This is a genomic window from Roseibium aestuarii (assembly GCF_008477545.1).
Taxonomy (GTDB): domain Bacteria; phylum Pseudomonadota; class Alphaproteobacteria; order Rhizobiales; family Stappiaceae; genus Roseibium; species Roseibium aestuarii.
Window position 1 is genome coordinate 652,841 of record NZ_VORA01000001.1, and the last position, 26,320, is coordinate 679,160.

The window sequence follows — 26,320 nt, forward strand, 5'->3', positions numbered from 1 at the left end:
AGGGATCCCGCCATGTCCGTCACCATCGACTATTTCTACACCCATATTTCGCCCTGGGCCTATCTGGGGCACGCGGCCTTCGTGGATCTGGCAAAGCGGCATGGCGTGTCGATCCGTCCCCGTCCGGTCGATCTGCCGGGCCTGTTTGAATCCACCGGCGGCCTGCCGCTCGCCAAGCGCCATCCGGCGCGACAGGCCTATCGCTTCGTCGAGATGCAGCGCTGGAGCGCCTTCCGCGGCCTTCCTCTGACCCTGAAGCCGAAGCATTTCCCGACGCCGCCGCGCCTTGCCGATTGCCTGGCCATCGCGGTGGCCCGCGCCGGTGGGCCGGTGCTTGATCTCACGGCGCGCCTGTTCGAGGCCGTGTGGGTGAAGGATCAGGACATCGCCGACCCCGCCGTGCTGACCGGGATCCTGCAGGAGCTTGGACTGGATGCCGCGGCACTCCTGGAAAGCGCGGCCAGCGAGGCCGTGCAGGCAGACTATGCGGCCAATCAGGCCGATGCGATTGCGCAAGGCCTGATCGGCTCACCTACCTATATTTTCAACGGCGAACCCTTCTGGGGGCAGGACCGGCTGGACCTGCTCGAAGCGGCGCTGGTGAGCGGTCGCGCGCCCTATCGTCCGGTCTGATTGGGGCATCACTCTGGGGTTTCCCTCGGCCCTCTCGCGATCCTTCGCGCGAGGGCCGGGTGGCGCGACCGGGCGCTGATGCGGGGCTGCGGTGGCAAAGTCTCTGGGGATCAGCCCGGCGTGCGGAGCAGAAAAACCTCTCCCTTTCCGTTCTTTCCTGCCAATATGGCATGGTGAATGAAGGGTTAAGGTGACGCAAAATGCAAGTGACGACGACCGTCCGTCAGATTTCGAACGAAGCCTTTCGCAAGGCGCCGGGTCTGTCCCTGCGCGTTCAAACCCTTCTTGCCGCGACCCTTCTGACCGGTGCGATCAATCTGATGACCGGGACGGAAGCCATGGCAGCGGATCTTCGGCCTGTTGCCGCTCCGGTGCAGCCCGTCGCCCTCAAGCCGATCCTGGCATCTGCCTCCCTGCAGGAGCTCGAGCCGCGGCGCCATCTGGCGCTTGCGCCCCTGCGGGAAGGACAGCCCGCACGGACGGCCAGTGCCGCGACGGCGGCCGGCTTGCCAAGGCTCGTGGTGCCCGGTCTGGCCAAGGCCCCCTTACGCAATCTCGACGCACCGGTCCGCCTTGCCGCCTCCGGCGAGAATGACGAGACGCTCTCCACCGGAAGCGTGAGCGCACCCGAGGCGCCGAAGACGCCGGTGACAGCGCCGGTCGAGAGCGTTCCCGCGCATCCCGACCCTGCCGCACTTGTCGCGGACGCGCCCCATCGCTTTGCCCTTTCGGCGGTCGAAGGCGGACTTGCCCGGCTGGATCTGGAAAAGGGCACCCTCGATATCTGCCGTCCGGCCGAGGATCTCTGGCGCTGCGTGCCCGTGCCGGAAGCGCGGCAGGCCTATGAAAGCGAGATTGCGACCCTGTCGGCGGAGATCACGGAGCTGAAAGCTCAGGTCCAGCGACTGGAGGGATCGGAACAGGTGCCCCAGCCAAAGGCCGGCCCCGGCGCTGCGGCCCCCGAAAGCGAGGATCCGGCCGAGATCGAACGGATGATGCAATTCTCCGACACGCTCATGCGCCGGTTCTTCGGGCTGATCCAGGACATGCAGAAGGAACTCGGCCAGAACGGGGGGTGAGAACGCTGGCTGAGAAACGGGGGGCGCTGAGAAGGCGGGCTGAAATCCGGTCCGCCCGGATAAGCCTCTTGTCACCTGACCAGATCTGACCTTGAGCCGACTGGCCGCGGCCGAGCGCGTCTCTCCAACCCAACTGCCTCCCAGGCTCAACAGCTCCGGCAGAATTGACCTGTCATGAAGCTTTGCCATACTGCGTGAGCAGCAGCGGGCAAGCGCGCCAGGCACGGGGCCTCAGATTGGGGAGAGCAGGATGAACAAGCATCCCATCGGAGCATGGACGTTCGACGAGGACGCGCGCCCCTTGCGCCAGATCATGGGGCGTCTGGTCGTCGCCTCGCCGGGAGCGGGGTTCTGTCCGATCACGGGCGACATCAACTCCTGGCTGCGCAACAACGGGGCGCTCGACGGTCTCCTGACCCTGTTTCTGCGCCACACCTCCGCCTCGCTGACCATTCAGGAGAACACCGACCCGGATGTTCAGGCCGATCTTCTGGACGCCTTCGGCCGGCTTGCCCCGGAAGGCGGTGGCTATCGCCATCATCTGGAGGGCGCCGACGACATGCCCGCCCATATCAAGGCTGTCCTGATGGGCGTCAGCCAGCAGATCCCCGTGGTCAACGGCCGACTGGATCTGGGCACCTGGCAGGCGGTCTATCTGGTGGAACATCGCCGCCAGCCGCACCAGCGCACCCTGACCCTGCATTATCTCGGGGCCTGATCCAGCATTTGTCCAGAGGGCCTGATAAGTCCCCCGAAAGCCCCTTCAGAGGCTCTGAGAGCACGTTGAGCCTCGTGGAACCATGCCTCGCGCCCGCCGGAAGGGCGAACTTCCTCAGGGAGCCGAGGTCTCAGGACAGGTGTGGGATCAGGGCGTTGCGGGACTTCGCAGGGTGAGAACCGGAAGTCCGGACATGGTGGCGTGAGCCAGAGAGGGCGCGAGGGCATCGTCCGAGCGCGGACCGGTCGTCTGACCGATCAAGGCACCCGTGAGCATCAGCGCTGCGAGACAGAGGCTCCAGTAATTCATGGCATTGTCCTTCCCGTTGCGCGTCGGCAACCAGAGGCCGGCACGTGGTGATGGGGCACACTTGCAAAAAGGAAGGACCGCAGTTCTTGCGACGGTCTCGTTCAATTCCTTCGCAAATCCGGTAGAAGTCAGATTATACTTTGGTATGATCAACATCAAGGGCTCTCTGCAATCTCCTGTTGATGAGTTGACGCAGGGGTAAGTTTTGGCGGCGCAGCATCCCATCGAAAATGGACCTGGGGCGGGCACGAGTTGGGCGATTTTCGCCATGGAAAACGGACAGGCTGACGCAGCGACCGGAAGGTCTTGGCGGAGTGGGGCAGGGGTGAGACAGACTTTGCACATATGCGGGCAAAACGATGGGTTGTTGTCTCCCACGACCATCCGCTAACATGATGGGATAACTTGACTTCCCGCACCACTCTCCACACGGGTGAGGAAAGCCGGCGAAACCTGCCGGACGGTGGATGTGGCAGGCGGTGAAGCGGCCCGGGGGACACGCCGGGGACAAAAGGATGCAGGGCGCCGCAAGGCGGCCCGGACGGATCCGGCAACGCGCAAGCCATGGGCTCAGGCCCGCAAGGCGCGCAGGTCCGATCCGAGGGAATGAGGACTGGGGAGGATGGCGACCGTGCCAGCAGCGACGTACAAATTCATCATCGCAGACGATCATCCGCTGTTTCGCGGGGCGCTCCGGCAGACGCTGGAAACCCTGTTCGCAGGGGCGGAAATCCTTGAATTCGGTGCTCTCGACGAGGTGACCGGCGCGCTGGAACAGGACTCGGAGGTGGACCTGATCCTGCTTGATCTGTCCATGCCGGGCGTTCGCGGCTTCTCCGGGCTCATGTATCTGCGCGCCCAGTATGCCTCGGTTCCGGTGGTCATCGTCTCGGCCAACGAAGATCCGCAGGCGATCCGCCGCAGCATGTCCTTCGGCGCGTCCGGCTTCATTCCGAAGTCGCGCGGCATCGAGGTGATCCGTCAGGCGGTTCAGGCCATCATGAACGGCGATACCTGGGTGCCCGACGAGATCGACCTGTCGGCGGGCGACACCAACGGCGATCTGGTCCAGCGTCTGGCCACCCTGACGCCGCAGCAGGTCCGCGTGCTGATGATGCTGTCGGAAGGCCTGCTGAACAAGCAGATCGCCTATGAGCTGTCCGTGTCGGAAGCCACGGTCAAGGCCCATGTCTCGGCCATCCTGCAGAAGCTCGGCGTCGAAAGCCGGACGCAGGCGGTGATCGCGGCCTCCAAGATCGAGAACGGTCAGTGGCTGGGCGGTGACGAGGAAACAGCGGATTCCGCAGCAACCGGAGCCCGCTGACCCGGCCGCCGAATATTTCTTGAGAGATCCGTCTCCTGACGCGGCCGAAGCTTATTCGGCCGCGTAGCGCTCTGCCCGGCAGCGGGCCAGATGGGCGCGCAGCACCGCCGGCTTCACCGGCTTCTGACACACCTCGATGGATTTTTCCGCCGCTTCCGCCCGCACGCCCCGGCTGCGGTCTGCCGTGACCAGAATGGCCGGAAGGTCCGTGCCGAATTTCCAGCGCAGGCGGACGATGGCATCGAGCCCTGTGCCGTTGTCCAGGTGATAGTCGATCAGCACCAAATCGGGCTTCACGCCGCGCCGGGTCAGTTCGCTCAGCGCTGCCGCATCGTCGGCGGCAGTGACGACGCAGCACTTCCAGCTCGCCAGCAGCAGCTTCATGCCATCGAGAATGTCCGGCTCGTTGTCGATCACCAGCACGCACATGTCGTCGAGGCGGGCCGCCATGGCCGGGACAACCGCAACAGGAGCATCGACGGGTACGGACGCGGCAACCGGGACTGTAACCCGGAAGCAGGAGCCTTCCTCCACCCGCGAGATCACGTCGACCCGATGACCCAGCACCTGGGCGATCCGGTCGACGATGGAGAGCCCCAGTCCCAGCCCCTTGGCGGCACGCGCACCTTCATCGAGCCTTCGGAACTCCTCGAAGATCTGCTTCAGCTTGGAGGGCGGGATGCCCATTCCCGTGTCGTGAACCTCGATCATCAGCTGGCCGTTGCGCCGCCGGCAGCCGATGAGGACCCGGCCCTCGGCGGTGTATTTCAGGGCATTCGAGATCAGGTTCTGGATCAGGCGGCGCAGCAGGCGTCTGTCCGAGCGGATCGACAGCCCACAGGGCACGAAGCGAAGGTCGAGGCCCTTTTCCCGCGCCATCGGCTCGAATTCCCGCTTCAGGCCGAAGAGAAACTCGTCGAGGCGGAAGACGGTCGGCTCCGGCTTCAGCGCGCCGGTATCCAGCCGCGAGATGTCGAGCACCGCGCCGATGATGTCCTCCACTGAATCCAGCGCCGCATCCACATTGCGCACCAGCGTGCCCGTGTCCCCGTCCTTGACCCGGTCCACCAGCACCGAGGCATAGAGGCGGGCGGCATTGAGCGGCTGCAGGATGTCGTGGCCGGCGGCGGCCAGGAACCGGGTCTTGCCCAGATTGGCCTCCTCCGCCACTCGGGTGGCCTGAACCAGCCGTTCGTTCACGTGGGTCAGCTCCTCGGTGCGCTCGCGCACCCGGCGCTCGAGGGTCTCGTTGGCTCGCGCCAGAGCCTCTTCGGCCATTACCCGCTCGGTGATGTCCGTATAGGTCATCACGATGCCGCCGTCGGGCATGGGGCTGACGCGGACTTCGAGCACCGTCCCCGAGGAGAGGAGCCGTTCCTGGAAGGTCGCTTGGGTGACGACCAGCTTTTCCATGCGGTCGTTGATGATTTCCTCGACCGAGCCGTCGCCATATTCGCCGCGCTCCGCATTGAAGCGCAGCACGGCCTCCAGCGGCGTGCCGACCTGGCCATATTCCGGCGGCAGGCCGAGCAGCAGCCGGAACTGCCGGTTCCAGCAGATGAGCCGCAGATCCCGGTCGAAGACGCCGATGCCCTGCCGCACCTGGTCGAGTGCCGTTTGCAGCAGATCGCGGTTGTACTGGATCGCCGCCGAGGCATCATCGAGCAGCTTGGCCGCCTCCTGGGTGGAAGGGTCGTTGCGCTTCAGCATCAGGGACAGGATCAGCCGGGACGAGGCCGCCCCGACCGCACTGGCCAGAAGCTGTTCGGCAAAGCGCAACAGGCTGGAATCCGCCAGTTCGTCCGGGTCCACCGCCAGTCCCCGTTCCCGCCCGTAGCGGGTGAAGGAACGCTGGGTGCGCTCGGCCCCCAGATAGCGGGCGATGGTCGCCAGCAGGTCGCCGGCCGTGACGGAGGACCGGGCGGTCCGCAGGCTCGGCGTGCTGGCCAGCTCCGCCGGCACGAAGAGATTGCTTTGCAGCCGCTCCGCCTGATCGGGCTTCCGCGTCAGCGAAAACACCACGAAGAAGAGGAAGTTGCTGCCGAGCGCCCAGAGATTGCCGTGGATGAAGGGGTCGATCTCCAGGCCCAGCAGGGCCTGCGGGCGCAGGGCCGAGATGCCGAAGGGACCGAAGTCGAGGATCGTGGGCGACAGCACCCCGGAGCTGGCGAAATTCGGCAGCAGAAGGGTGTAGAGCCAGAAGGCGAAGCCGACGCACATGCCCGCAATCGCCCCGCGTGCGGTGGCCCGCCGCCACACAAGCGCGCCGACGAAGGCCGGGGCGAACTGGGCAATGGCGGCAAAGGAAAGCAGGCCGATGGAGGCGAGCGCCGCACTGTCGCCCACGGTCAGATAGAAGGCATAGGCCAGCAGCAGGATCGCGAAGATCGCCATGCGCCGGGTGTTCAGCAACAGCCGGCTCATGTCCTGCCCGCCGCCGGCGATGATCTCGTCCTCGCTGCGTCGACGCAGGATCAGTGGCACGGCGATGTCGTTGCAGATCATGATGGCCAGAGCCACCGTCGCCACGATCACCATGGCGGTGGAGGCAGACAGTCCGCCGACAAAGGCAAAGAGCGCCAGCCACGACTGGCCCGCATCCATCGGCAGGGCCAGCACGAATGTGTCCGGGTTCACATCCTGGCCGAAGCGCAGCAGGCCGGCGGCGGCGATCGGCACCACGAAGAGATTGATCGCCACCAGATAGAGCGGGAACAGCCAGGCCGCCCGGCGCAGCTCCTGCTCGGAATTGTTTTCCGTGACCGTCACGTGGAATTGCCGGGGCAGCAGCAGCACCGCGAAGGCCGACAGCAGCGTCATGATCAGCCAGTTGCCACCGTCGAGCGGTTGCTGGAAGACCGCGCGCACCTCTGGCGCCTCGGTGATCCGCCGGGTCAGGTCACCGGGCCCGTCATAGAGCCCGTAGCAGACCCAGATGCCGATGGCGAGAAAGGCCACGAGCTTGACGATGGCCTCTGCCGCGATGGCGAGCATCAGCCCTTCCTGATGCTCCGTGGCATCGATGTGCCGTGTGCCGAAAAGCCAGGAAAAGACGGCCATGCCGATGGCGGTGATGAGCGCAATGTCCACGTAAGGCAGGCTGAGGGAGGCAAGCGCGCCCGCATCCACCGGACCGATCATCGTGGTCAGGGACTGGGAGACCGCCTTCAGCTGCAGGGCGATATAGGGCACGATGCCGATGACCGCGATCATGGTGGCGATGGCCGAGACGGACTGGCTCTTGCCATAGCGCGCGCCGATGAAATCCGCGATCGATGTGATGCGTTCGGCCTTGGCGATGCGCACCACCCGCCGCACCAGCGGGTAGCCGAAGGCGAAGACCAGCATCGGGCCGAGATAGATCGTCAGGAACTCCAGCCCTGTACGGGTGGAGTTGCCGACGGAGCCGTAGAAGGTCCACGAGGTACAATACACGGATAGGGACAGGGCATAGATGACCGGCCGGCCGCGAGCGCTCAGGCCCACGCGGCGGGACTTCCGGTCGCCATAACTGGCGATCGCGAACAGCAGCAGGATGTAGGCCACTGCCGCGAAGATGACGAGCCAGGCCTGAACCATTGTCTTTCGTCCCTCCCGGAGGTTTTTCGCGTCGGCCCTCTCGACGGGCCGTCACGCAATCCGGATTGCTGCACTGCGGTATAGTCCGGTCCGGCAAGCAATTGAGTTGCTTGATGAAAAACCTCTCCGCCGACTTCATCACAGGCATGGGGAGCCTGTCTATTGAACTTGAGCAGCAGCCCCGGTGGAACCACAGTCACGTGGGCCCGAACCGGTTGCGCCGCGTTTTCGCGGAAGGTCCTGCGCGGTGCCAGGCGGGCAGGTGAATTCATCATCTGGCGTGATGGATCGGACACGAAATGTCATTCCACCTGATGGGATTTTCCGTCTAGGATGCCGAGAAGATACGGCAGCTTTCTGCCTCTCGCTCCCCTTCCATCTGGACCGATCAGACCACCCCATGACGATCTCTGCCCTTGCCGCTGGCACCTCCGCACCGTCCCTCCAGCCGGATCTCCTCGGCCGTCTGAGCCGCGAGGCACGCGGTGCCCCGGAATCCGGCATCGTTGAAGTGGTCAATGCGGGCCGCGAGCGCGGCGACCTGGTGCCGCTGTGGGTGGGCGAGGGGGATCTGCCGACGCCGTCCTTCATCTGCGACGCCGCCAAGGCCTCGTTCGATCGGGGCGAGACCTTCTACACCTATCAGCGCGGGATCCCCGAGCTGCGTCAGGCGCTGGCCGATTATCACGGCGAGCTTTATGGCCGCCCCTTCTCGGCGGAGCGCTTCTTCGTCACCGGATCGGGCATGCAGGCGATCCAGATCGCGGTGAAATGCGTGGCAGGTGCGGGCGATGAGGTGATCTATCCGTCTCCGGCCTGGCCCAACCTTCCCGCCGCTGTCAACCTGACCGGCGCCCTGGCCGTGCCCGTGGCCATGACCCTCTCCGATGGCCGCTGGAACCTGGACGTCGACGCGCTCTTCGCCGCCGTGACGCCGCGCACCCGCGCGATCTTCATCAACTCCCCCTGCAATCCTACCGGCTGGGTCGCAGGCCGCGAGATCCTGCGCGAGGTGCTGGAGCGCGCCCGGGCGCTGGGGCTGTGGATCATCGCCGACGAGGTCTATGGCCGGTTCTATTACGGCGCCTCCGACAAGGCTCCGTCCTTCTATGACGTGGCCGAGGAGGACGACATGGTCCTCTATGTGAACACCTTCTCCAAGAACTGGGCCATGACCGGCTGGCGCGTGGGCTGGCTGTCCGCCCCTGCGGCCCTTGGCCAGACCATCGAAAACCTGATCCAGTTCTCCACCTCCGGCGTGGCCGTGCCCACCCAGCGGGCCGCCGTGACAGCCCTGACCCACGGGCGGGACTTCCTGGACGAGCAGATCCGCCGTGCGGCCGAAGGACGCCAGATCCTGGTCGACGCCTTCTCCGCCAGCCCGCGCATCCGCTTCAGCGAGGCGGAAGGGGCCTTCTATCTCTTCCTCTCCGTGGAAGGTCAGACCGACAGCCGCCAGTTCGCCCTCGATCTGGTGCGCGAGACCGGCGTCGGCCTGGCGCCCGGCTCCGCTTTCGGCGAGACCGGCGAGGGGCATCTTCGCCTGTGCTATGCCTGCAGCCCGCAGCGGCTGACCACCGGCGCCACCCGGCTGGTCGAATGGGTCTCCCGTCTCTGACGAAGGCCGGGGGCGGCATTTCGCTGTCGCACCCTGTCTCAGGGTTGTGAGCGCGATCTTCTCCCTTTTTCAGGCAACCGGACATTAACGGACCTCGCGTATCCTTGAAACTGTCAGGGGAGGAGCGCGCCGGGCCATGTGGACTGGGCGCGACCCTTGGGCGCAGCCCCCGCAGGGACTGCGTCTTGCATGTCAGTGCACGGGGTTATAAGTGCGAAGGGGAGAGGGCATGTGCTCCCGGACTGGGCAGAACTTTGCGACTGTCCCCGGGTTGAGTGCCGCACACGCTGGAAGGGAAGCGAAGATGTCGAGCGAAACCAAGGCCATCTACATTGTCGACGACGATCCCGCAGTGCGCGATGCGCTGTCCGTGGTCTTCGGCATGGAAGGCTATGAGGTGGAAACCTTCTCCGACGGCGACGCCTTCGTGCAGTCGGCGTCCAAGGGGCTTCCGGCGGTGGTTCTGCTCGACGTGCACATGCCGGGCCGCTCCGGTCTGGATATCCTGCGCGCCCTGAACGGCGAGGAGTATCCGGCGCCGATCTTCATCATTTCGGGCCAGGGCGACATTCCCATGGCCGTCGAGGCGATCCGCAACGGCGCCTTCGACTTCATCGAGAAGCCCTTCACCGCCGACGGCGTCGTCGCACGTGTGGAAGAGGGTGTCGCGGCCATGAGCAAGCGTAAGAAGGAAGAGGCTCGTCCCACCTTCCCCGGCGCCGATCTGCTGACCCGCCGCGAGATGGAAGTGCTCCAGGAAATCACCAAGGGCGCCTCCAACAAGGAAGCCGGGCGGATCCTCGGCATCTCTCCGCGGACGATTGAAGTCCATCGCGCCCGCATCATGGAGAAGCTCGGCGCGCGCAACGCGGCCGATCTGGTGCGCATCGTTCTCGGCGCCTGAGGCTGAAAACGTCTTTATTCACAGGGTTTTGTCAAAGGCGCTGGAGATGGTCTCCGGCGCCTTTGGACTGTCTCAGGATGGCCGTGCCGAGCGACAAGTTGGCGCGCCTCACTTGCGCCTGCCCTTTTCGCTTTGCACAAGAACCTGTTACTCTCTAAGAGATCGGCATGGGCTCCGGACGGGTGAGCGGCCGGGTCCACAGAACAGGATCGTTTCGCCGGACGGACGGGGATGGCGTGACGACGGAGGGGCGAAATGTCGGGTTCCCATACGCACAACAATCAGTCCTCTAGCTCCCCTGGCGGGACGCTCGGGCGTCGAGCCGTGACCGGACATGCCGGATTCGAGGATTTCGGCGGATCGCGGCGCAGCTATGGCGCTCATGACGTGATTTATTACGAGGGCGATCCGGTCAAGAAGCTCTATCAGCTGGTCGAAGGCTCGATCATGCTGTTCAAGCTGCTTCCCGACGGGCGGCGTCAGGTGGTGGAAGTCCTTCAGGTCGGCGACATCTTCGGACTGGCCGAAGGCACTGAATATGAAGGCACCGCCGAGACCCTGACCAAGGCCGTGGTCTCCGAGGTCGAACTGCACCAGGTGGAACGCTCCGCGCAGCTGCAGCAGAAGCTGACCAAGTGCCTCATCAGCCAGATGAACGCCCTGCATGAACATGCGGTGCTGCTGGGCCGCAAGTCCGCGACCGAGCGCGTCGCCAGCTTCTTCATGTATCTGGTGCCCAATCGTGGCGGTCCCGGTTGCATCGGCCCCGACCCCGCTGCGGCCGACGATTGCTGTGATCTGGAACTGCACATGACCCGTCAGGAAATCGCCGATTACCTCGGGCTCACCATCGAGACCGTCAGCCGGGTCATTTCCGATCTCAAGAAGCGCGGTGTGATCCGGGTCGAGAAGGCGGACAAGATTCATCTCGGCCGGGTCTGCGACCTGTGCCAGATCACCGGCATCCACTGAGCCGCGCTTCAGGCTGCTGAAGACCGTTGGTTTTATAGTGCGTCATTTCGGGCAAGCGATTGCGCGACCCGGGATCGGAGAGCCACAGCACCCTCTTCTTAAGTGCCCTAATCCCGGTGGCTCACCGGCCCCGGATCTTCAGGCTGCGCCTTCGTCCGGGGTGGCGAGAGTGGGCTTTGTCTCCGGCCGAAAACGCCGGTTGTCCGGCGTTTTTCTTTGTTCGATCTCGGGCTTTACACCGCCATGGAGTGGCGTGGCACCGGGCGGGTGTTGTCCTGGGGCGCCTTCAGATAGGCATCGAAGGCCGCGGCCACGAGGCGCACGAAGGGGCGGCCCTGCGGTGTCACGGTGAGAACCGATCCCTCCAGCGTTGCCAGTCCGTCGGCGAGCAGGGGTGCAAGCTCCTGCCGGGCATCGTTCAGCGCGTCCATGTCCAGCCCTTGTGCCTGTGCGGCGGCTCCCAGATCGCAGAGATGATCCGTCATCAGCCGCTCGATGATGTGTCCGCGCATCCGGTCATCGGCGCTGAAGGCAAAGCCGCGCGCCACCGGCAGGTCACCGGCCTCGATGGCCCGGGTCCAGTGCGCCACGTCGGAGATGTTCTGCACGTAGCCCGCATCGAGCTTGCCGATGGACGACACGCCGAGGCCGATGAGCTGGGTCGCCTGATCGGTGGTGTAACCCTGGAAGTTGCGGTGCAGCTCGCCGGTTTCCAGCGCCCGCGCCATGCTGTCATCCGGCAGGGCGAAATGATCCAGACCGATCTGGCAGTAACCACCGGCAATCAGCGCATCGCGGGCGCTCGCGGCCATGGCAACACGCTCGGATGGCGCCGGCAGCAGGCTCTCGTCGATGAGCCGCTGATGCTTCTTCATCCAGGGGACATGGGCATAGCCGAAGAGCGAGATGCGGCTCGGCCGCAGGGCCAGGGTCTTCTCGACCGTGTCGAGCACCGTGGCGACGCTCTGGCCGGGAAGCCCGTACATGAGGTCGAAATTGATGTCGCGAAGACCGGCGTCCTGTAGGATCTGCACGGCACGGGCCACGGTCTCCTGCGGCTGCACCCGGCCAATGGCAACCTGCACCTTCGGGTCGAAATCCTGTACCCCGAGGCTCGTGCGCGTGACGCCGATCTGCCGTAGGGTTTCGGCGAGATCTTCCGTCACCAGGCGCGGATCGAGCTCGATGGCATGTTCCACATCCGGGGCCAGATCGAAGAGCACCCGCATCATGCCGGCGATCTCAAGGAAGCTTTCGCGCGGCAGCAGGCTCGGCGTGCCGCCACCCCAGTGGATGTGCCGCACGGGCCCGGCCTTGCCAATCTTGCCCGCCACCAGCTGAAGTTCCTTCAGCAGCGTCGCGCCATAGGCCTTGAGCGGAGCATCCTTCTTGCTGGCCTTGGTCAGGCAGCCGCAATAGTGGCAGATGTCCCGGCAATAGGGCACATGGAGATAGAGGGAAAGACTATCCTCGCGCGTCAGGGCGCCCAGCCAGTCCGAATAGGTCTGCGCCGTGACGCCTGCATGAAAATGCGGCGCGGTGGGATAGCTGGTGTAGCGCGGCACGTTGCGTGCCGCATAGCTTGCAGGTATGTCGGTCATGTGTCGATCCTGACGCAGGGCGGCAGTGCCGTCCTTGATCTTGCGCAAACACCGGCGCACCACGTCGAAATCCCCTGCCGCGCCCGCCGCCAAGGCAGGATCCCACCGGATGTCGACCCGCGCCGCCCCTTCCGTCTCGCGGACCGCCAGATCCGGCCCGCTCCCCGTTGCACCGGCGCCTGTCACGCCGGCCAGTCCCAAGGCGTTGCTCCATGCCCTTTCTCGATCCGGCTCCCGATGCGCGCAGCACCCTCTGGACCACCTTGGCGCGCACCGCGCTGACCGGCGCCATCGGAGCGCTGGGGGGCGCGCTCTTCATGGCGCTCGGCATTCCGGCAGGCTGGATGTCGGGAGCCATGGTTCTGGTGGCCGCCGCCGCCCTTGCGCGCCTGCCGGTTGCCCTGCCGCCACGGCTGCGCGACGCGCTTTTCGTCGTGCTTGGCTTGTCGATGGGCGCGGGAGTCACGCCGGAAGTGGTCGAGCGCATCGGCCAGTGGCCCGCGACCATGGCGGGGCTCGTCGCGGTCGTGGCCCTCGTCACCGCGGCGACCTACGTCTATCTGCGCCACCTGATGAAATGGGATCCGGCCTCTGCCTATTTCGGCGCTCTGCCGGGGGCCCTGTCCTACGTCATGGCGCTGGCCTCCGAGCGGGACGTGAACCTGCCGAAGATCGCGGCTTCCCAGTCCATCCGGCTTCTGGTGCTGGTCTGCGTGCTGCCGCTGGTCATCTCCTCCACGGCCGGACACGCGCCGCACGGGTTCGAGGGGCGTGTCCTGCCAAGCCTGACCGAGCTCGCCATTCTCGGCATTCTCTGTCTGGCGGCCAGTGCCCTAGCGGCACGTGTCGGGCTTCCCGGTGGCTGGCTCACGGGCGCCTTCTTCATGAGCTCTGCCCTCAATGCCACCGGCACCATTCCCGTGGCGCTTCCTGAGCCGGTGCTCATTCCCTGCTTCATCGGCCTGGGCTGTTTCATCGGCTCCCGCTTCACCCAGACCACGTTGTCGGCCTTCGTGCGGCTGATCGCCGTCGGCATGGGCGCGGTCATCGTCGGGCTGGCGGTATCGGTGGGCTTTGCCTGGGTGCTGGCTGTGATGCTGGATCTCCCGCTCGGTCAGCTGATCCTTGCCTATGCGCCCGGTGGCCTGGAGGTCATGACGCTCATGGCCTTCATGCTCGATCTGGACCCGGCCTTCGTGGCCGCCCATCAGCTGGTGCGCTACATTGGCATGGTGCTGCTTCTGCCGCTGGTGACCGCGGTGCTTCTTGGGCGAACTCGCTAGAATTCACGAGTAAATGACCTAGCGTCATGATAGGCTCTCTCCACGAGGGAGGGCCCCATGCCGCTATCGCCACTCATGATCCTTCTGGGCACCACGAAGGGTGTCTTCATCATCGACGGAGACGCTGATCGTGCGCGCTGGAGCGTGCGCGGTCCCTATTGCGATGGCTGGGCCATCAACCACGTCATCGGTGACCCGGAAACGGGAAGGATCTGGGCTGGAGGGGGCGGAGACTGGACAGGTGCAGGTGTCTGGCGCTCACAGGACGGCGGTCGCAACTGGTCGCTCGCCAAGCTGACGCGGGGCACGATGGACGACTGGGCCGACAGGGATCCGGACTTCGCCCGCATGATGCGCTGCGCCGGAGGTGCGGCCCCCTTCGATACGGCCTTCAGCCAGATCTGGTCCCTCGGGCTGGCGGGCGGTGCGCTGCTGGCGGGAACCAAGCCGGCCCGGCTGCTGCGCAGCACGGATGGCGGTGAGACCTTCCAGACAGTGCAGGGCCTGAGCGATCATCCTTCTGCCGGCAGCTGGACCCCCGGCGGGGCAGGGCTTGTGCTGCACACGATCGTCGCGGATCCGCGCAGGCCGGAGAAGATCTGGATCGGCATCTCGGCCGCCGGGGTCTTTGCCACCGAAGATGGCGGCCAGACCTGGGAACGGCGCAACCGCCTTTCCAATGAGGGCGCCTGCGAGGGTCACGATCATCCGGCCGGCCCCGCCCATGGGGAGGTTGGCCACTGCGTGCACAACATGATGCGCGCGCCCGGAGAGGGCGACGTGCTCTATCAGCAGAATCACCATGGGGTCTGGAAGTCGGTCGATGGCGGACGCAGCTGGGACGATCGCACGCCGGGCCTGCCCTCCACCTTCGGGTTCCCCATCCGGGTGCACCCGGCCGATGGCAACACGATCTGGACGCTGCCCCTCAACGGGGACAGCCAGGGCCGCTATCCCCCCGAAGCGAAGGCTGCCGTCTGGCGTTCGCGCGATGGTGGCGAAACCTGGCAGGACCTGCGCGAGGGGCTGCCGCAGGAGGCGTGCTATTTCACCGTCCTGCGCCAGGCCATGGGCGGCGACACGCTCGCCCCGGCGGGCCTCTATTTCGGCACCAATTCGGGCTCCGTCTTCGCCAGCGCCGACGAGGGCGACAGCTGGCAGGAAATTGCCCGTCATCTGCCCACGATCCTCAGCGTGGAGGCCTTTTCGCCCGATCCGGCGTGATCCGGAACGGCGGAAGGGGAGGGCGGAACCCTGCCGGGGCACCGGAGGCCCGATGGGGCGGAATGGCGGAATTTCAAGTGGTTTCCGCCACGTTGATTTGAATCAACGCTCCTCTTCCGGACTCAGCGCATAACCGGTCCATCCTAGGCATAAGAGTGTCTGTTCCAGGCACCCGAGTGTCATTTCAAGACTGGGGCGCGCAAAATATGGCAACTGGAAAAGCCAGATTGGTCACGCTCGAGGAAGGCCTCTTTGCAGGTTTCCTTGCGCTTCTGACCTTCGCCTGCCTGATCGTGGCGGGCAAAACCCATGAAGGTGTCATGACCTTCCACGCACTCATCGGGGCGCTTGCCGCCGGTGCGGGCGTGTTCATGATCTTCAACTCCTATTTCAACAGCGACACGTCCGGACCTGTCCCGCAGGAAATCGACGGCAAGCCGAACTACAACATGGGGCCGGTCAAGTTCGGCACCGTGGCTGCCATGTTCTGGGGCATCGCCGGCTTCCTCGTCGGTCTGATCATCGCGCTTCAGCTGGCCTTCCCGGCGCTGAACTTCGATCTTCCCTGGACCAACTTCGGCCGTCTGCGTCCGCTGCACACCTCCGCGGTGATCTTCGCCTTCGGCGGCAACGTGCTGCTGGCGACGTCCTTCTATGTCGTCCAGCGCACCTGCCGCGCCCGCCTGCCGGGCAAGGTGATGCCCTGGTTCGTCATGCTGGGCTACAACGTGTTCATCGTCATTGCCGGCACGGGCTATCTGCTCGGCGCCACCCAGGGCAAGGAATACGCCGAGCCGGAATGGTATGCCGACCTGTGGCTGACCATCGTCTGGGTCTTCTATCTGCTGACCTTCCTCGGCACGCTCTGGAAGCGCAAGGAACCCCACATCTACGTGGCCAACTGGTTCTACCTCGCCTTCATCGTGACGATCGCGGTGCTGCACATCACCAACAACCTGACCATCCCGGTGTCCGTCTTCGGCCTGAAGTCTTACATCGTCTGGTCTGGCGTGCAGGATGCGATGGTTCAGTGGTGGTACGGCCATAACGCGGTGGGCTTCTTCCTGACCGCCGGCTTCCTGGCCATCATGTACTACTTCGTTCCGAAGCGTGCAGAGCGTCCGGTCTATTCCTACCGCCTGTCGATCGTGCACTTCTGGGCTCTGATCTTCATCTACATCTGGGCCGGTCCGCACCACCTGCACTACACGGCTCTGCCGCAGTGGGCCTCGACCCTGGGCGCAACCTTCTCGGTCATCCTGTGGATGCCGTCCTGGGGTGGCATGATCAACGGCCTGATGACGCTCTCGGGCGCCTGGGACAAGCTGCGCACCGACCCGGTCCTGCGCATGCTGGTCGTGTCCGTGGCCTTCTACGGCATGTCCACCTTCGAAGGTCCGCTGATGTCGGTCCGCGCGGTCAACTCGCTCTCGCACTACACGGACTGGACCATCGGTCACGTGCATTCGGGCGCTCTCGGCTGGGTCGGCTACATCTCCTTCGGTGCTCTCTACTGCCTGGTTCCCTGGCTGTGGAACAAGAAGAGCCTCTACTCCCTGAAGCTGGTGAACCTGCACTTCTGGGTCTCCACCATCGGCATCGTGCTCTACATCACCGCCATGTGGGTGTCCGGCATCATGCAGGGTCTGATGTGGCGTGCCTACGACAGCCTCGGCTTCCTTGAGTACTCCTTCATCGAAACCGTGGAAGCCATGTTCCCCTTCTACGTGATCCGTGCGCTGGGCGGTGGCCTGTTCCTCCTCGGAGCGCTGATCATGGCCTACAACCTCTGGATGACCGTGAAGGCTGGCGAGCCGGCTGAAGCGGAAGCTCCCGCAACCGGCACCCTTGCCGCTGCCGAATAAGGGGGAGAGGAAGAAATGTCTGTTTGGCACAAGCACGAAATCTTTGAGAAGAACTCCATCATCCTGGTGATCGGCATCCTCGTGATGATCTCGATCGGCGGCCTGGTGGAAATCGCCCCGCTCTTCTACCTGAAGAGCACCATCGAGAAGACGGAAGGGATGCGTCCCTACACGCCGCTCGAGCTGGCGGGCCGCAACATCTATGTGCGCGAGGGCTGCTACCTCTGCCACTCCCAGATGGTGCGTCCGATGCGCGACGAACTGGAGCGCTACGGCCCTTACTCTCTGGCTGCGGAAAGCATGTATGACCATCCGTTCCAGTGGGGCTCCAAGCGCACCGGTCCGGACCTTGCCCGCGTCGGCAACAAGTACTCCGACGACTGGCACGTGGCTCACCTCAAGGACCCCCGGTCCGTGGTGCCGGCCTCGATCATGCCGGGCTATCCGTTCCTCGCGGAAACGCCGCTTGACCCTTACGGGATCTCCGATCACCTGAAGGTCAACACCTACGTGGGCGTTCCCTACACCGAAGAGCAGGTCGAAGCCGCAAAGTCCGACATCCTGGCCCAGGCCAAGCCGGACAGCGACGAGGCGGAAGCCTTCCTGGAACGCTACCCGACCGCCGTCGTGCGCGACTATGACGGCAACCCCGCCGAAGTCACCGAGATGGACGCCCTTGTCGCCTATCTCCAGATGCTCGGCACCCTTGTCGACTTCTCGATCTACGACGAGAAGGCCAACCTGAGGTGATGTCATGACCGAATCCTACACCGCGGTAGCGGGCTTCGCTCAGACCTGGGGCCTTGTCTACTTCGTCGTCATCTTCGCAATCGTCGTCGCCTATGTCGCGTGGCCCAAGAACCGCAAGACTTTCGACGATGCCGCACAGATCCCGTTCCGGGAGGACTGATCCATGTCGGACAATCACAAGAAAGACGTCGACCACATTTCCGGGGTCGAGACCACCGGCCACGAATGGGATGGCCTGAAGGAACTGAACAATCCGCTGCCGAAGTGGTGGCTGAATGTCTTCTATCTCTGCATCCTCTGGGCCGTCGGCTACTGGGTGATCTATCCCTCCTGGCCGCTCATCTCCGGTTACACCTCCGGCGTGATGGGCTACAGCCAGCGTGCGGATGCCCGCGCCGCCTATGAGGAGGGCATTGCTGCCCGTGCCGAGTTTGCGGACAAGATCGTCGCTGCCGATCTCTCCGAGATCGAATCCACGCCGACCCTTCTGGAGTTCGCTCAGGCCAACGGTGCAGCCGCCTTCGGCGACAACTGCGCACCCTGCCACGGCTCCGGTGCCACCGGTGCGGAAGGCTTCCCCAACCTTCAGGATGACACCTGGATCTGGGGCGGCACGCTGGAAGACATCCACACGACCCTTCTCTATGGCATCCGTTCGGGCCATGACGAGGCGCGTGTGGGCGAGATGCCGGCCTTCGGTCGCGATGAGCTGCTGAGCCGCGAGGAAATCACCCAGGTGGCGAACTTCGTGGCGTCCAAGACGGGTCTGGAGCCGGAAGCCGGTGCGGATCTTGCCGCTGGCGAGACCCTCTATGCGGACAACTGCGCCGCCTGTCACGGTGAAGACCTGACCGGCATGCAGGAAGTCGGTGCCCCGAGCCTGATGTCGGCCAACTACCTTTATGGAAAGTCGGTCGCAGCCATCAAGGCGCAGGTCACCAACCCGCGCAACGGCGTCATGCCGGCCTGGACCGGCCGTCTGGACGAAGCGACCATCAAGTCGCTCGCCGTCTACGTCCACTCCTTCGGGGGCGGTCAGTAAGCGGCAGGCACCTGTCTGACCTGACAAGCTGCGACAAACTGCGCCGGGCAAATCCGAGAGGATTTGATCCGGCGCAAAGCTTTCAGGGGGGAGAGGTCTTAACTAGAAGCCACGCGCGTCGGAGATGAGTGCCCGATGCGCCAGCCCGGAAGCCGGCCCGGGGCAGGCCGGACCTTCCAGTTCGAAACGACACGAAGGACGGAACGGCATGAGCGCCGATACTGAACGCGCAGCGCCAGGCGACGACCAGGAATGGTTCGCGTCGGCCAAGAAGATCTATCCGATGGCGGTGCATGGCACCTTCCGCAAGATCAAGTGGGCGCTGCTTCTCCTCACCCTGGGTGTGTATTATTTCCTGCCCTTCATCCGATGGGACCGCGGGCCGAATGCGCCCGGACAGGCCGTGCTTGTCGACCTCGAGGGCCGGCGCGCCTATTTCTTCTTCATCGAGATATGGCCGCAGGAGGTGTATTACATCACCGGCCTGCTGATCATCGCGGCCATCACGCTCTTCCTCATGAACGCGGTCGCCGGCCGCCTGTGGTGCGGCTACCTCTGCCCGCAAACCGTCTGGACGGACCTCTTCCTCTTCATCGAGCGTAAGGTCGAGGGTGACCGCCGCGAGCGCATGGCGCTCGACAGGGCACCCTGGACGGCCGAAAAGGTCGGAAAGCGCGCGCTGAAGCATGTGCTCTGGCTTCTGGTCGCCTGGTGGACCGGCGGCGCCTGGGTCCTCTATTTCTCCGACGCCCCGACACTGGTTCATGATCTGGCGACCCTGCAAGCGCCCTTCGTGGCCTATGCCTGGATCGGGATCCTGACCGCGACGACCTATCTTCTGGCCGGTCACATGCGCGAGCAGGTCTGCATCTACATGTGCCCCTGGCCACGCATCCAGGCGGCGCTGACCGACGAGAACGCCCTGAATGTCACCTACCGCTGGGACCGGGGCGAGCCGCGCGGATCGCTGAAGCAGAACAAGGCGCTGGAGCGTCAGGGCCTGCCCGCCGGCGATTGTGTCGACTGCCATCAGTGCTTCCATGCCTGCCCGACCGGGGTCGACATCCGCAAGGGCGCCCAGCTCGACTGCATCCAGTGCGGCCTGTGCATCGATGCCTGTGACACGGTGATGCTCAAGGTCGGCAAGCCCACGGGGCTGATCGCCTATGACACGGACGAGAACATCCAGCGCCGTGTCGAAGGCAAGGACAGTGTCTACAAGATCGTGCGTCCGCGTACGGTGATCTATGCCGGGTTCATCGCGCTGGTCGGCGCGATTATGCTCGGTGCCCTGCTGACCCGCGATTTCGCCGGGATCAGCGTCCTGCATGACCGGAACCCCATCTTCGTGCGCCTGTCGGACGGCAGCATTCGCAACGGCTACACCGTGCGCGTGCTGAACAAGCGCAACTACGAGCGGTTCTTCATGCTCCACGTCGAAGGCCTTCCGGCCGAGACCAGCGTGTCGGCGGTCGGGATCGAACGGACCTTCGCGGACCGGCCGGTCATCGACATCGGTCCGGACCGGACGCGGGAACTGCGCGTTCTCGTCACCGTGCCCGCCGGTGCCAAGCTGCCGGAAAGCACGGACGTCACCTTCCGCCTGACCGAAAGCGTGATGGGCGAAGTGGTGACCGCGGACGATTACTTCAAGGCACCCTGAGGAGGGGCTCATGACCATGGTTGAACGGCAACAGACGCCTGCGGGCGGCAAACCTCTCACCGGACGCGGTGTGCTTATGTGGGTGATCGGCTTCTTTGCCGTCATCTTCGCCGCCAATGGCGTCTTCATCTACCTCGCGCTCGGGTCCTTCCCGGGCGTGGTGGTGGACAGTTCCTATAAGGCCAGCCAGGCCTACAATAAGGAACTCGCCACCGCGCGTGCCCAGGCCGAGCGGGGCTGGACGGTCACCGCCAGCCTGGAGCGGGGCGAGAATGACCAGGCGCGCCTGCGCATCGAGCCGCGCGACAAGGAAGGCCTGGTGCTGACCGGCCTGACCCTGACCGCCAGCCTCGAGCATCCCGCCCATCAGGGCCAGGACCTGACCCTGGACTTGCAGGAGACCCAGAGCGGTGTCTATGAAGGCAGTGCGGAAGGTCTGACCAGCGGCAACTGGGAACTGGTGATCGAGGCCCGTCAGGGCGAAGAACGCCTGTTCCGCTCGCAGAACCGGGTCTTCCTGGCGCAGTAGGAACCAAGGCCGTGACCGTGCATCAGCGCGACTGGGATGCCTTCATGACGAGGGCGGAGGACGGGTCTGTCCATATGGATCTGGCCGTCGACGGGATTACCTGTGCAGCCTGCATGGGGGACATCGAGCGGGGGCTGGCCCGTCTGCCGGGCATGCGCAAGGCCCGGGTCAACCTGACCAGCCATCGGCTGGCGGTGGACTGGGATGACGCCGAGACCCCGCCCGAAGACATTCTGGCAGCCCTCAACCGGCTAGGCTACACGGCCCATCCCTTCGACCCGGCGCGGGCACGCCAGCAGAAGGACGAGACCGGAAAGCGTCTCTTGCGGGCGCTGGCCGTGGCCGGCTTCTCCGGCATGAACATCATGTTGCTCTCGGTCTCCGTCTGGTCCGGCAATGCCACGGACATCACGGACGAGACCCGCGACTTCTTCCACTGGCTCTCGGCCCTCATCGCGCTTCCGACGGTGGCCTACTCGGGCATGCCCTTCTTCCGCAGCGCCTGGACGGCGATCCGCGCGCGCCGTCTCAATATGGACGTTCCGATCGCCATCGGCGTTTCGCTCGCGGTGGCGCTCTCCCTCGTGCAGACGATCCAGCACCAGCATCACGCCTATTTCGAATCTGCCGTGATGCTGCTCTTCTTCCTGCTGGTCGGGCGCTATCTCGACCACAACATGCGCGGTCGCACCCAATCCTTTGCGGAAAACATGGCAGCGCTCAGGGCTGAGGTCGCAGGCCGCATCGCTCCGGATGGCTCGGTGCGGGAAACGCCCCTGTCACGCATCCAGCCCGGCGACCTTGTTCTTGTCGCCGCCGGCGAACGCATTCCCGTCGACGGGGTCGTCGAGTTCGGCACGTCCGAGCTGGACCAGAGCCTGATCACCGGCGAGACCCGCCTGGTTCCGGTCGGGGTGGGCGAGACGGTCTATGCGGGGACCCTGAACGGTTCGGGAAGTCTCACCCTCAAGGTCACGGCTGCCTCCAGCGGCACCTTCCTGGACGACGTGAACCGCCTGCTCGAAACGGCAGCGCAGGGGCGCTCGGCCTATGTGCGCATCGCCGACCGGGCCGCACAGCTTTACGCGCCCGTGGTTCATGCGGCCTCTGCCCTGACCTTCCTGTTCTGGCTGGTCTGGGGCATCGGCTGGCAACCGTCGCTCGTCATTTCCATTTCCGTGCTCATCATCACCTGTCCCTGTGCGCTCGGACTGGCCGTGCCGGCGGTGCAGGTGGTGGCCTCCGGCCAGCTCTTCCGCGCCGGGGTTCTGCTCAATTCCGGCGATGCCATCGAGCGGCTGGCCGCAGCCGACACCATCGTCTTCGACAAGACCGGCACCCTGACGAGGGCCGAACCGGAGCTGGCCGAACCCGAGCTTCTTTCCGATGAACTGGTGCGGCTTGGCGCAAGGCTGGCGCTCTCCAGCCGCCATCCGCTTGCCATAGCGCTTGCCCGGGCTGCCGGCGTGCGCGAACCCTTCGCCGCCACCACGGAGACGGCAGGGCAGGGGGTGGAAACGCTCTGGAATGGCAAGACCCTGCGTCTCGGCAGCCCCGCCTTCTGCGGCGCAGACGGGCAAGAGGTGGCCTCTATCCTGTCACGCTGGCCAGGCGCCTCCCTCATCGCGGTCGCACTCGACGGCGAGCCGGTGCGTCTGCTGGCCCTTCATCAGGGGCTGCGCAGCGATGCGCGTGAGGTGCTGGATCATCTGGCGCGTCAGGGATATCGCCTGGAAATCCTCTCCGGCGACCGCAAGGGTGCGGTGGAGGAGATCGCCAGTGTCCTGCCCGTGTCCCGATGGGCCGCGGAACTGACCCCGGCCGACAAGATCGCCCGGCTGGAGGCCCTCAAGGCCGAAGGTGCCAACGTGCTGATGGTCGGCGATGGCCTGAACGATGCGCCCGCCCTGGCCGCAGCCCATGTGTCCCTGTCGCCGGTGACGGCGGTTCACCTGTCCCAGGCAGCAGCCGACGCGGTGTTTCTCGGCGAGCGCCTGCGCCCTGTGGCAGAAGCCCTCGCGCTGTCGCGACGGGCCCGTCGCGCCATGGAGCAGAACCTTTGGATCTCGGTGATCTATAACGCCATTGCTGTGCCGATTGCCGTTGCGGGCTTCGTGACACCGCTTCTGGCCGCACTCGCCATGTCCGGCTCGTCGCTCATCGTCACGGCGAATGCCCTGCGCCTGCGTCTCGGCGGACCGGCCATCGACACCGACCCTGCGAAGGCGGGGGATCGTGCAGCCTCGCCACTACCGCCAATCTCACAATCGGCCTAGGATCGCGTCATGGACGTGCTGATTTTTCTCATTCCCATCGCCATCGGCCTCGGCCTTGCCGGGCTCGTGGGCTTCCTCTGGTCGCTGAAGACCGGACAATACGAGGATCTGGAGGGCGCCAAGTGGCGCATTCTGGATGATGATGACCTTCCCGCGCCGGGCGAGCCTTCCGACCGCCTGTCATCCTGAGAGGGTGTTCACGCGGCCGACGGGCGTTCAGCCCAGATAGGCGCTCAGCACCATCACGACGGCCAGGGCCAGAAGCCCGACGCCTGAAACCAGCAGGACATTGTCGCGCAGCGTGCGGGAAGGGGGAACGGTGGCGGTTTCTGCCTGACCCTGGGTCGGCGACCAGCGGCATGCCGGGGGCACAGGGGTCTCGTCTTGCGGTTCAGGCATGAATTGCACGGACATGACGCTCTCTCGCTTCGGCCAACCTCGCGCCGCGGCCACTCTGGCACCGCGTCGGTTGGGACGACGCTTGCGGTGGATCCATAAGCGCAGGCAGCCCTGAAGAGCAGGTTAACCGGACCGGTGAAAGCGGGCGGTAACGGATGACGCAACGGAATGCAGGGATATCCGGTCGAAACAAGTTGACACGGGCATGAAAAAAGCCGGGGGCGAAAACGCCCCCAGCCCGTAAAAGCACTTATAAGTCAGATGATTATCAGCCGCCTGCTGCCGGATAGAGCGCCGCCTGCGGACGGCCTTCTTCGGCAACGATCCGGCAGTTGGCATCGACTGTCCCCTTGGTCAGGCCCAGGGTTTCCCAGACATCCACCAGAGCGTCGCAGAGCCCGTCGATCAGCCCGTCGTCATGCAGCGGGGTCGGCGTGATGCGCAGGCGCTCGGTGCCGCGGGGAACGGTCGGATAGTTGATCGGCTGGATGTAGATGCCATGCTTTTCCAGCAGCATGTCCGAGGCCTTCTTGCAAAGGTCCGGATCGGCCACCAGCACCGGCACGATGTGGGTCTGCGACGGCATGACCGGAAGACCGGCAGCTGCCAGCTTTTCCTTGGTCTGCTGCGCCTGACGCTGCTGCATGTCACGCTCGATCTGCGACGTCTTGAGATGACGGATCGAGGTGCAGGCGGCAGCCGCGAGGCTGGGCGGAAGGGCGGTGGTGAAGATGAAGCCCGGCGCATAGGAGCGCACAGCGTCCACGATGGCCTGGCTGGAGGTGATGTAACCGCCCATGACGCCGAAGGCTTTGGCCATCGTGCCTTCGATCACATCGATCCGGTCCATCACACCGTCGCGTTCGCAGATCCCTGCGCCGCGTTCGCCGTACATGCCCACCGCATGAACTTCGTCGATGTAGGTCATGGCATTGTACTTGTCGGCGAGATCGGCGATCTGCTCGATCGGTGCCACGTCACCGTCCATGGAATAGACGCTCTCGAAGACGATCAGCTTGGCGCGCTCGTTGCCGGCGGCCTTGAGAAGGTCTTCCAGATGCTCCAGATCATTGTGCCGCCAGACCTGCTTGGCAACGCCCGATCCGCGCACGCCGGCGATCATCGAGGCATGGTTCAGCTGGTCGGACAGGATCAGGCAGTCCGGCAGCAGCTTGGCGATGGTGGAGATGGCCGCCTCGTTGGAGACGAAGCCCGAGGTAAAGACGAGGGCGGCTTCCTTCTGGTGAAGGTCGGCCAGCTCCCGCTCCAGCTGAACCAGCGGATGGTTCGTTCCGGAGATGTTGCGCGTGCCCCCCGCACCCGCACCCATGGCTTCGGCCGTGCTGGTCAGTGCCGAAATCACCGACTTGTTCTGGCCCATGCCGAGATAGTCGTTCGAACACCAGACCGTGATCTCGCGCTCCAGGCCGTTCTCGGCGCGCCAGATGGCCTTGGGAAAGGAACCGGCGATACGCTCGAGGTCGGCAAAAACCCGATAACGCTTTTCGTCCCGCAGGGCTTCAATCGCGTTTTCGAAGGTCTCTTGATAGTTCATTGCTTGAACCTTGTTGTCCTGGCGTTTTCCGGCGGAGCCTAGGGAACCGCTCGGGCAAAGTCGAAGGGCAATTTGACGCGGGAAGGACCAAAAGGCACCGGGTCACGGTGCGGGCAGCTCCCTCCAGCCAGCCCCACAGGGTCATCCGGCCTCCCTCGCGTCCGTCCTGTCCGGGAGTGCCGACATGTCAGCCATCATATGGCAGTGTCACCGCCTGCGGATTGACCAATCGCAAACGCACTGAATTAATATCGCAGTTTAGAGCCTTTCTGAACTTATTTGTTGTCATCCCGCCGCATGGCAGGCTTGCAAGCCCTTCCGCTCTGGCAGGGCAGGGGACAGCGAGGCGCAGCCGGTCCGGCCGGACCTGAAGGGCAGCCACTAACGCTCTCTTCAGGATTTTCTGGCACGACTGTCTGACGACATTGGAGATTTTGGTGTGAGTCTGGACCTTGCTTCCCTGACCTTCCTGCTGGTCGAGGACAGTGCCTATATGCGGACGATCATCCGCACGATGCTTCAGGGCTTCGGTGCGCGACGGATTGTGGAAGCGGAAGACGGGGCCTCCGGCCTCGAGGCGATGGACCGTGCCAATCCGGACATTCTCATCCTCGACTGGGTGATGCCGATCCTCGACGGCGCCGACATGGTGCGCATGATCCGCACCCCCAACAATCCCTTCGCCTATATCCCGATCATCATGGTCACCGCTCATACGGAGCGCAGCCGGATCGTGGAAGCCCGGCGTCTGGGCGTGCATGAACTCCTGTCCAAGCCGATCTCCGCCAAGGCGCTCTACCAGCGCATTTCCAGCGTGATCCTGCACCCGCGCGACTTCATCAAGACCTCCAGCTATTTCGGCCCGGCCCCGCGGGAAATCCGCAACCGCCAGAAGATCTGGCAGGGCTCTCCGGGTGGCGAAGGCGATCCGAACGCGACGACGGCCGTCGGCTGATCCGGTCCGGCTGGCGGTTTTCAGGCTGCTTCCCTTTGCTTC

Annotated in this window: 23 protein-coding genes; 18 read left to right on the forward strand and 5 right to left on the reverse strand. The window is 64.7% G+C overall.

Annotation, left to right across the window (positions count from 1 at the left end):
* The first annotated feature begins 12 nt into the window (after positions 1 to 12).
* The 3 genes from FR728_RS02830 (at position 13) to FR728_RS02840 (ending at position 2,430) form a co-directional block, all read left to right on the forward strand.
* Positions 13 to 633 (forward strand): 2-hydroxychromene-2-carboxylate isomerase, encoded by a 621-nt coding sequence (locus FR728_RS02830; protein ID WP_149891124.1) that lies wholly within the window; start codon positions 13 to 15, stop codon positions 631 to 633.
* A gap of 200 nt (positions 634 to 833) precedes the next feature.
* The gene (locus FR728_RS02835; protein WP_149891125.1) at positions 834 to 1,712 is read left to right on the forward strand and encodes a hypothetical protein; all 879 of its coding nucleotides are present in this window, start codon (positions 834 to 836) and stop codon (positions 1,710 to 1,712) included.
* A gap of 250 nt (positions 1,713 to 1,962) precedes the next feature.
* Complete coding sequence (locus FR728_RS02840; protein ID WP_208998629.1) at positions 1,963 to 2,430, forward strand: secondary thiamine-phosphate synthase enzyme YjbQ; 468 nt, start codon at positions 1,963 to 1,965, stop codon at positions 2,428 to 2,430.
* Between the two features lie 147 nt (positions 2,431 to 2,577).
* Here FR728_RS02840 and FR728_RS19290 read toward each other — a convergent pair whose 3' ends face one another.
* Positions 2,578 to 2,739 (reverse strand): hypothetical protein, encoded by a 162-nt coding sequence (locus FR728_RS19290; RefSeq protein ID WP_188318766.1) that lies wholly within the window; start codon positions 2,737 to 2,739, stop codon positions 2,578 to 2,580.
* Positions 2,740 to 3,361: 622 nt separating this feature from the next.
* Here FR728_RS19290 and FR728_RS02845 point away from each other — a divergent pair.
* Positions 3,362 to 4,063 carry a response regulator transcription factor gene (locus FR728_RS02845; RefSeq protein WP_149891126.1) on the forward strand — a complete coding sequence of 234 codons (702 nt, stop codon included), beginning with the start codon at positions 3,362 to 3,364 and terminating at the stop codon, positions 4,061 to 4,063.
* Between the two features lie 51 nt (positions 4,064 to 4,114).
* Here FR728_RS02845 and FR728_RS02850 read toward each other — a convergent pair whose 3' ends face one another.
* On the reverse strand, positions 4,115 to 7,642 hold the full coding sequence (locus FR728_RS02850) for a PAS domain-containing hybrid sensor histidine kinase/response regulator (RefSeq protein WP_149891127.1): 3,528 nt from the start codon (positions 7,640 to 7,642) through the stop codon (positions 4,115 to 4,117).
* A 400-nt stretch (positions 7,643 to 8,042) separates the two neighbouring features.
* On the opposite strand from FR728_RS02850, the gene FR728_RS02855 reads away from it, so the two are divergent.
* From FR728_RS02855 to FR728_RS02865, 3 genes are all read left to right on the forward strand, one after another.
* Complete coding sequence (locus tag FR728_RS02855; protein WP_149891128.1) at positions 8,043 to 9,260, forward strand: pyridoxal phosphate-dependent aminotransferase; 1,218 nt, start codon at positions 8,043 to 8,045, stop codon at positions 9,258 to 9,260.
* Between the two features lie 304 nt (positions 9,261 to 9,564).
* Entirely contained in the window at positions 9,565 to 10,164 is a 600-nt protein-coding gene (locus FR728_RS02860) for a response regulator transcription factor (protein ID WP_149891129.1), read from the forward strand.
* Positions 10,165 to 10,488: 324 nt separating this feature from the next.
* Entirely contained in the window at positions 10,489 to 11,136 is a 648-nt protein-coding gene (locus FR728_RS02865) for a Crp/Fnr family transcriptional regulator (protein WP_208998630.1), read from the forward strand.
* Positions 11,137 to 11,369: 233 nt separating this feature from the next.
* Here FR728_RS02865 and hemN read toward each other — a convergent pair whose 3' ends face one another.
* Complete coding sequence (gene hemN, locus FR728_RS02870) at positions 11,370 to 12,938, reverse strand: oxygen-independent coproporphyrinogen III oxidase (RefSeq protein WP_341872923.1); 1,569 nt, start codon at positions 12,936 to 12,938, stop codon at positions 11,370 to 11,372.
* A gap of 11 nt (positions 12,939 to 12,949) precedes the next feature.
* On the opposite strand from hemN, the gene FR728_RS02875 reads away from it, so the two are divergent.
* The 10 genes from FR728_RS02875 to ccoS all read left to right on the forward strand — a co-directional run bounded on the left by FR728_RS02875 (position 12,950) and on the right by ccoS (position 23,558).
* Entirely contained in the window at positions 12,950 to 14,020 is a 1,071-nt protein-coding gene (locus FR728_RS02875; RefSeq protein WP_149891131.1) for an AbrB family transcriptional regulator, read from the forward strand.
* Between the two features lie 57 nt (positions 14,021 to 14,077).
* A complete protein-coding gene (locus FR728_RS02880; RefSeq protein ID WP_149891132.1) occupies positions 14,078 to 15,244 on the forward strand; it encodes a WD40/YVTN/BNR-like repeat-containing protein in 1,167 nt (388 codons plus the stop codon).
* A 206-nt stretch (positions 15,245 to 15,450) separates the two neighbouring features.
* Positions 15,451 to 17,109: a cytochrome-c oxidase, cbb3-type subunit I gene (gene ccoN, locus FR728_RS02885; protein WP_149891133.1), complete on the forward strand. Its 1,659-nt coding sequence runs from the start codon at positions 15,451 to 15,453 to the stop codon at positions 17,107 to 17,109.
* 15 nt (positions 17,110 to 17,124) lie between these two features.
* Positions 17,125 to 17,859, forward strand: coding sequence for a cytochrome-c oxidase, cbb3-type subunit II (ccoO, locus tag FR728_RS02890; RefSeq protein ID WP_149891134.1), 735 nt, complete (start codon positions 17,125 to 17,127; stop codon positions 17,857 to 17,859).
* A gap of 4 nt (positions 17,860 to 17,863) precedes the next feature.
* Positions 17,864 to 18,019, forward strand: a complete 156-nt coding sequence (locus FR728_RS02895; protein WP_149891135.1) for a cbb3-type cytochrome c oxidase subunit 3 — start codon at positions 17,864 to 17,866, stop codon at positions 18,017 to 18,019.
* Positions 18,020 to 18,022: 3 nt separating this feature from the next.
* Complete coding sequence (gene ccoP, locus FR728_RS02900) at positions 18,023 to 18,901, forward strand: cytochrome-c oxidase, cbb3-type subunit III (protein WP_149891136.1); 879 nt, start codon at positions 18,023 to 18,025, stop codon at positions 18,899 to 18,901.
* Between the two features lie 208 nt (positions 18,902 to 19,109).
* The gene (gene ccoG, locus FR728_RS02905; protein ID WP_208998631.1) at positions 19,110 to 20,564 is read left to right on the forward strand and encodes a cytochrome c oxidase accessory protein CcoG; all 1,455 of its coding nucleotides are present in this window, start codon (positions 19,110 to 19,112) and stop codon (positions 20,562 to 20,564) included.
* Positions 20,565 to 20,574: 10 nt separating this feature from the next.
* Positions 20,575 to 21,093, forward strand: coding sequence for a FixH family protein (locus FR728_RS02910; RefSeq protein WP_208998632.1), 519 nt, complete (start codon positions 20,575 to 20,577; stop codon positions 21,091 to 21,093).
* 11 nt (positions 21,094 to 21,104) lie between these two features.
* Complete coding sequence (locus tag FR728_RS02915; protein ID WP_149891137.1) at positions 21,105 to 23,369, forward strand: heavy metal translocating P-type ATPase; 2,265 nt, start codon at positions 21,105 to 21,107, stop codon at positions 23,367 to 23,369.
* A gap of 9 nt (positions 23,370 to 23,378) precedes the next feature.
* Positions 23,379 to 23,558, forward strand: coding sequence for a cbb3-type cytochrome oxidase assembly protein CcoS (ccoS, locus tag FR728_RS02920; protein WP_149891138.1), 180 nt, complete (start codon positions 23,379 to 23,381; stop codon positions 23,556 to 23,558).
* A gap of 27 nt (positions 23,559 to 23,585) precedes the next feature.
* On the opposite strand, the gene FR728_RS02925 is transcribed toward ccoS, so the two are convergent.
* Together FR728_RS02925 and hemA are read right to left on the reverse strand one after the other, a co-directional pair.
* Positions 23,586 to 23,783, reverse strand: coding sequence for a hypothetical protein (locus FR728_RS02925; protein WP_149891139.1), 198 nt, complete (start codon positions 23,781 to 23,783; stop codon positions 23,586 to 23,588).
* Positions 23,784 to 24,036: 253 nt separating this feature from the next.
* On the reverse strand, positions 24,037 to 25,323 hold the full coding sequence (hemA, locus tag FR728_RS02930; protein ID WP_149891140.1) for a 5-aminolevulinate synthase: 1,287 nt from the start codon (positions 25,321 to 25,323) through the stop codon (positions 24,037 to 24,039).
* A gap of 439 nt (positions 25,324 to 25,762) precedes the next feature.
* Between hemA and FR728_RS02935 the strand changes: the two genes are divergently transcribed.
* A complete protein-coding gene (locus FR728_RS02935; RefSeq protein WP_149891141.1) occupies positions 25,763 to 26,278 on the forward strand; it encodes a response regulator in 516 nt (171 codons plus the stop codon).
* Positions 26,279 to 26,320: the final 42 nt, after the last annotated feature.

Coding starts and splice junctions, on each gene's coding strand:
- FR728_RS02830 (WP_149891124.1), top strand. CDS start 13: ATGTCCGTCACCATCGACTATTTCTACACCCATATTTCGCCCTGGGCC.
- FR728_RS02835 (WP_149891125.1), top strand. CDS start 834: ATGCAAGTGACGACGACCGTCCGTCAGATTTCGAACGAAGCCTTTCGC.
- FR728_RS02840 (WP_208998629.1), top strand. CDS start 1,963: ATGAACAAGCATCCCATCGGAGCATGGACGTTCGACGAGGACGCGCGC.
- FR728_RS19290 (WP_188318766.1), bottom strand. CDS start 2,739: ATGAATTACTGGAGCCTCTGTCTCGCAGCGCTGATGCTCACGGGTGCC.
- FR728_RS02845 (WP_149891126.1), top strand. CDS start 3,362: ATGGCGACCGTGCCAGCAGCGACGTACAAATTCATCATCGCAGACGAT.
- FR728_RS02850 (WP_149891127.1), bottom strand. CDS start 7,642: ATGGTTCAGGCCTGGCTCGTCATCTTCGCGGCAGTGGCCTACATCCTG.
- FR728_RS02855 (WP_149891128.1), top strand. CDS start 8,043: ATGACGATCTCTGCCCTTGCCGCTGGCACCTCCGCACCGTCCCTCCAG.
- FR728_RS02860 (WP_149891129.1), top strand. CDS start 9,565: ATGTCGAGCGAAACCAAGGCCATCTACATTGTCGACGACGATCCCGCA.
- FR728_RS02875 (WP_149891131.1), top strand. CDS start 12,950: ATGCCCTTTCTCGATCCGGCTCCCGATGCGCGCAGCACCCTCTGGACC.
- FR728_RS02880 (WP_149891132.1), top strand. CDS start 14,078: ATGCCGCTATCGCCACTCATGATCCTTCTGGGCACCACGAAGGGTGTC.
- ccoN (WP_149891133.1), top strand. CDS start 15,451: ATGGCAACTGGAAAAGCCAGATTGGTCACGCTCGAGGAAGGCCTCTTT.
- ccoO (WP_149891134.1), top strand. CDS start 17,125: ATGTCTGTTTGGCACAAGCACGAAATCTTTGAGAAGAACTCCATCATC.
- FR728_RS02895 (WP_149891135.1), top strand. CDS start 17,864: ATGACCGAATCCTACACCGCGGTAGCGGGCTTCGCTCAGACCTGGGGC.
- ccoP (WP_149891136.1), top strand. CDS start 18,023: ATGTCGGACAATCACAAGAAAGACGTCGACCACATTTCCGGGGTCGAG.
- ccoG (WP_208998631.1), top strand. CDS start 19,110: ATGAGCGCCGATACTGAACGCGCAGCGCCAGGCGACGACCAGGAATGG.
- FR728_RS02910 (WP_208998632.1), top strand. CDS start 20,575: ATGACCATGGTTGAACGGCAACAGACGCCTGCGGGCGGCAAACCTCTC.
- ccoS (WP_149891138.1), top strand. CDS start 23,379: ATGGACGTGCTGATTTTTCTCATTCCCATCGCCATCGGCCTCGGCCTT.
- FR728_RS02925 (WP_149891139.1), bottom strand. CDS start 23,783: ATGTCCGTGCAATTCATGCCTGAACCGCAAGACGAGACCCCTGTGCCC.
- hemA (WP_149891140.1), bottom strand. CDS start 25,323: ATGAACTATCAAGAGACCTTCGAAAACGCGATTGAAGCCCTGCGGGAC.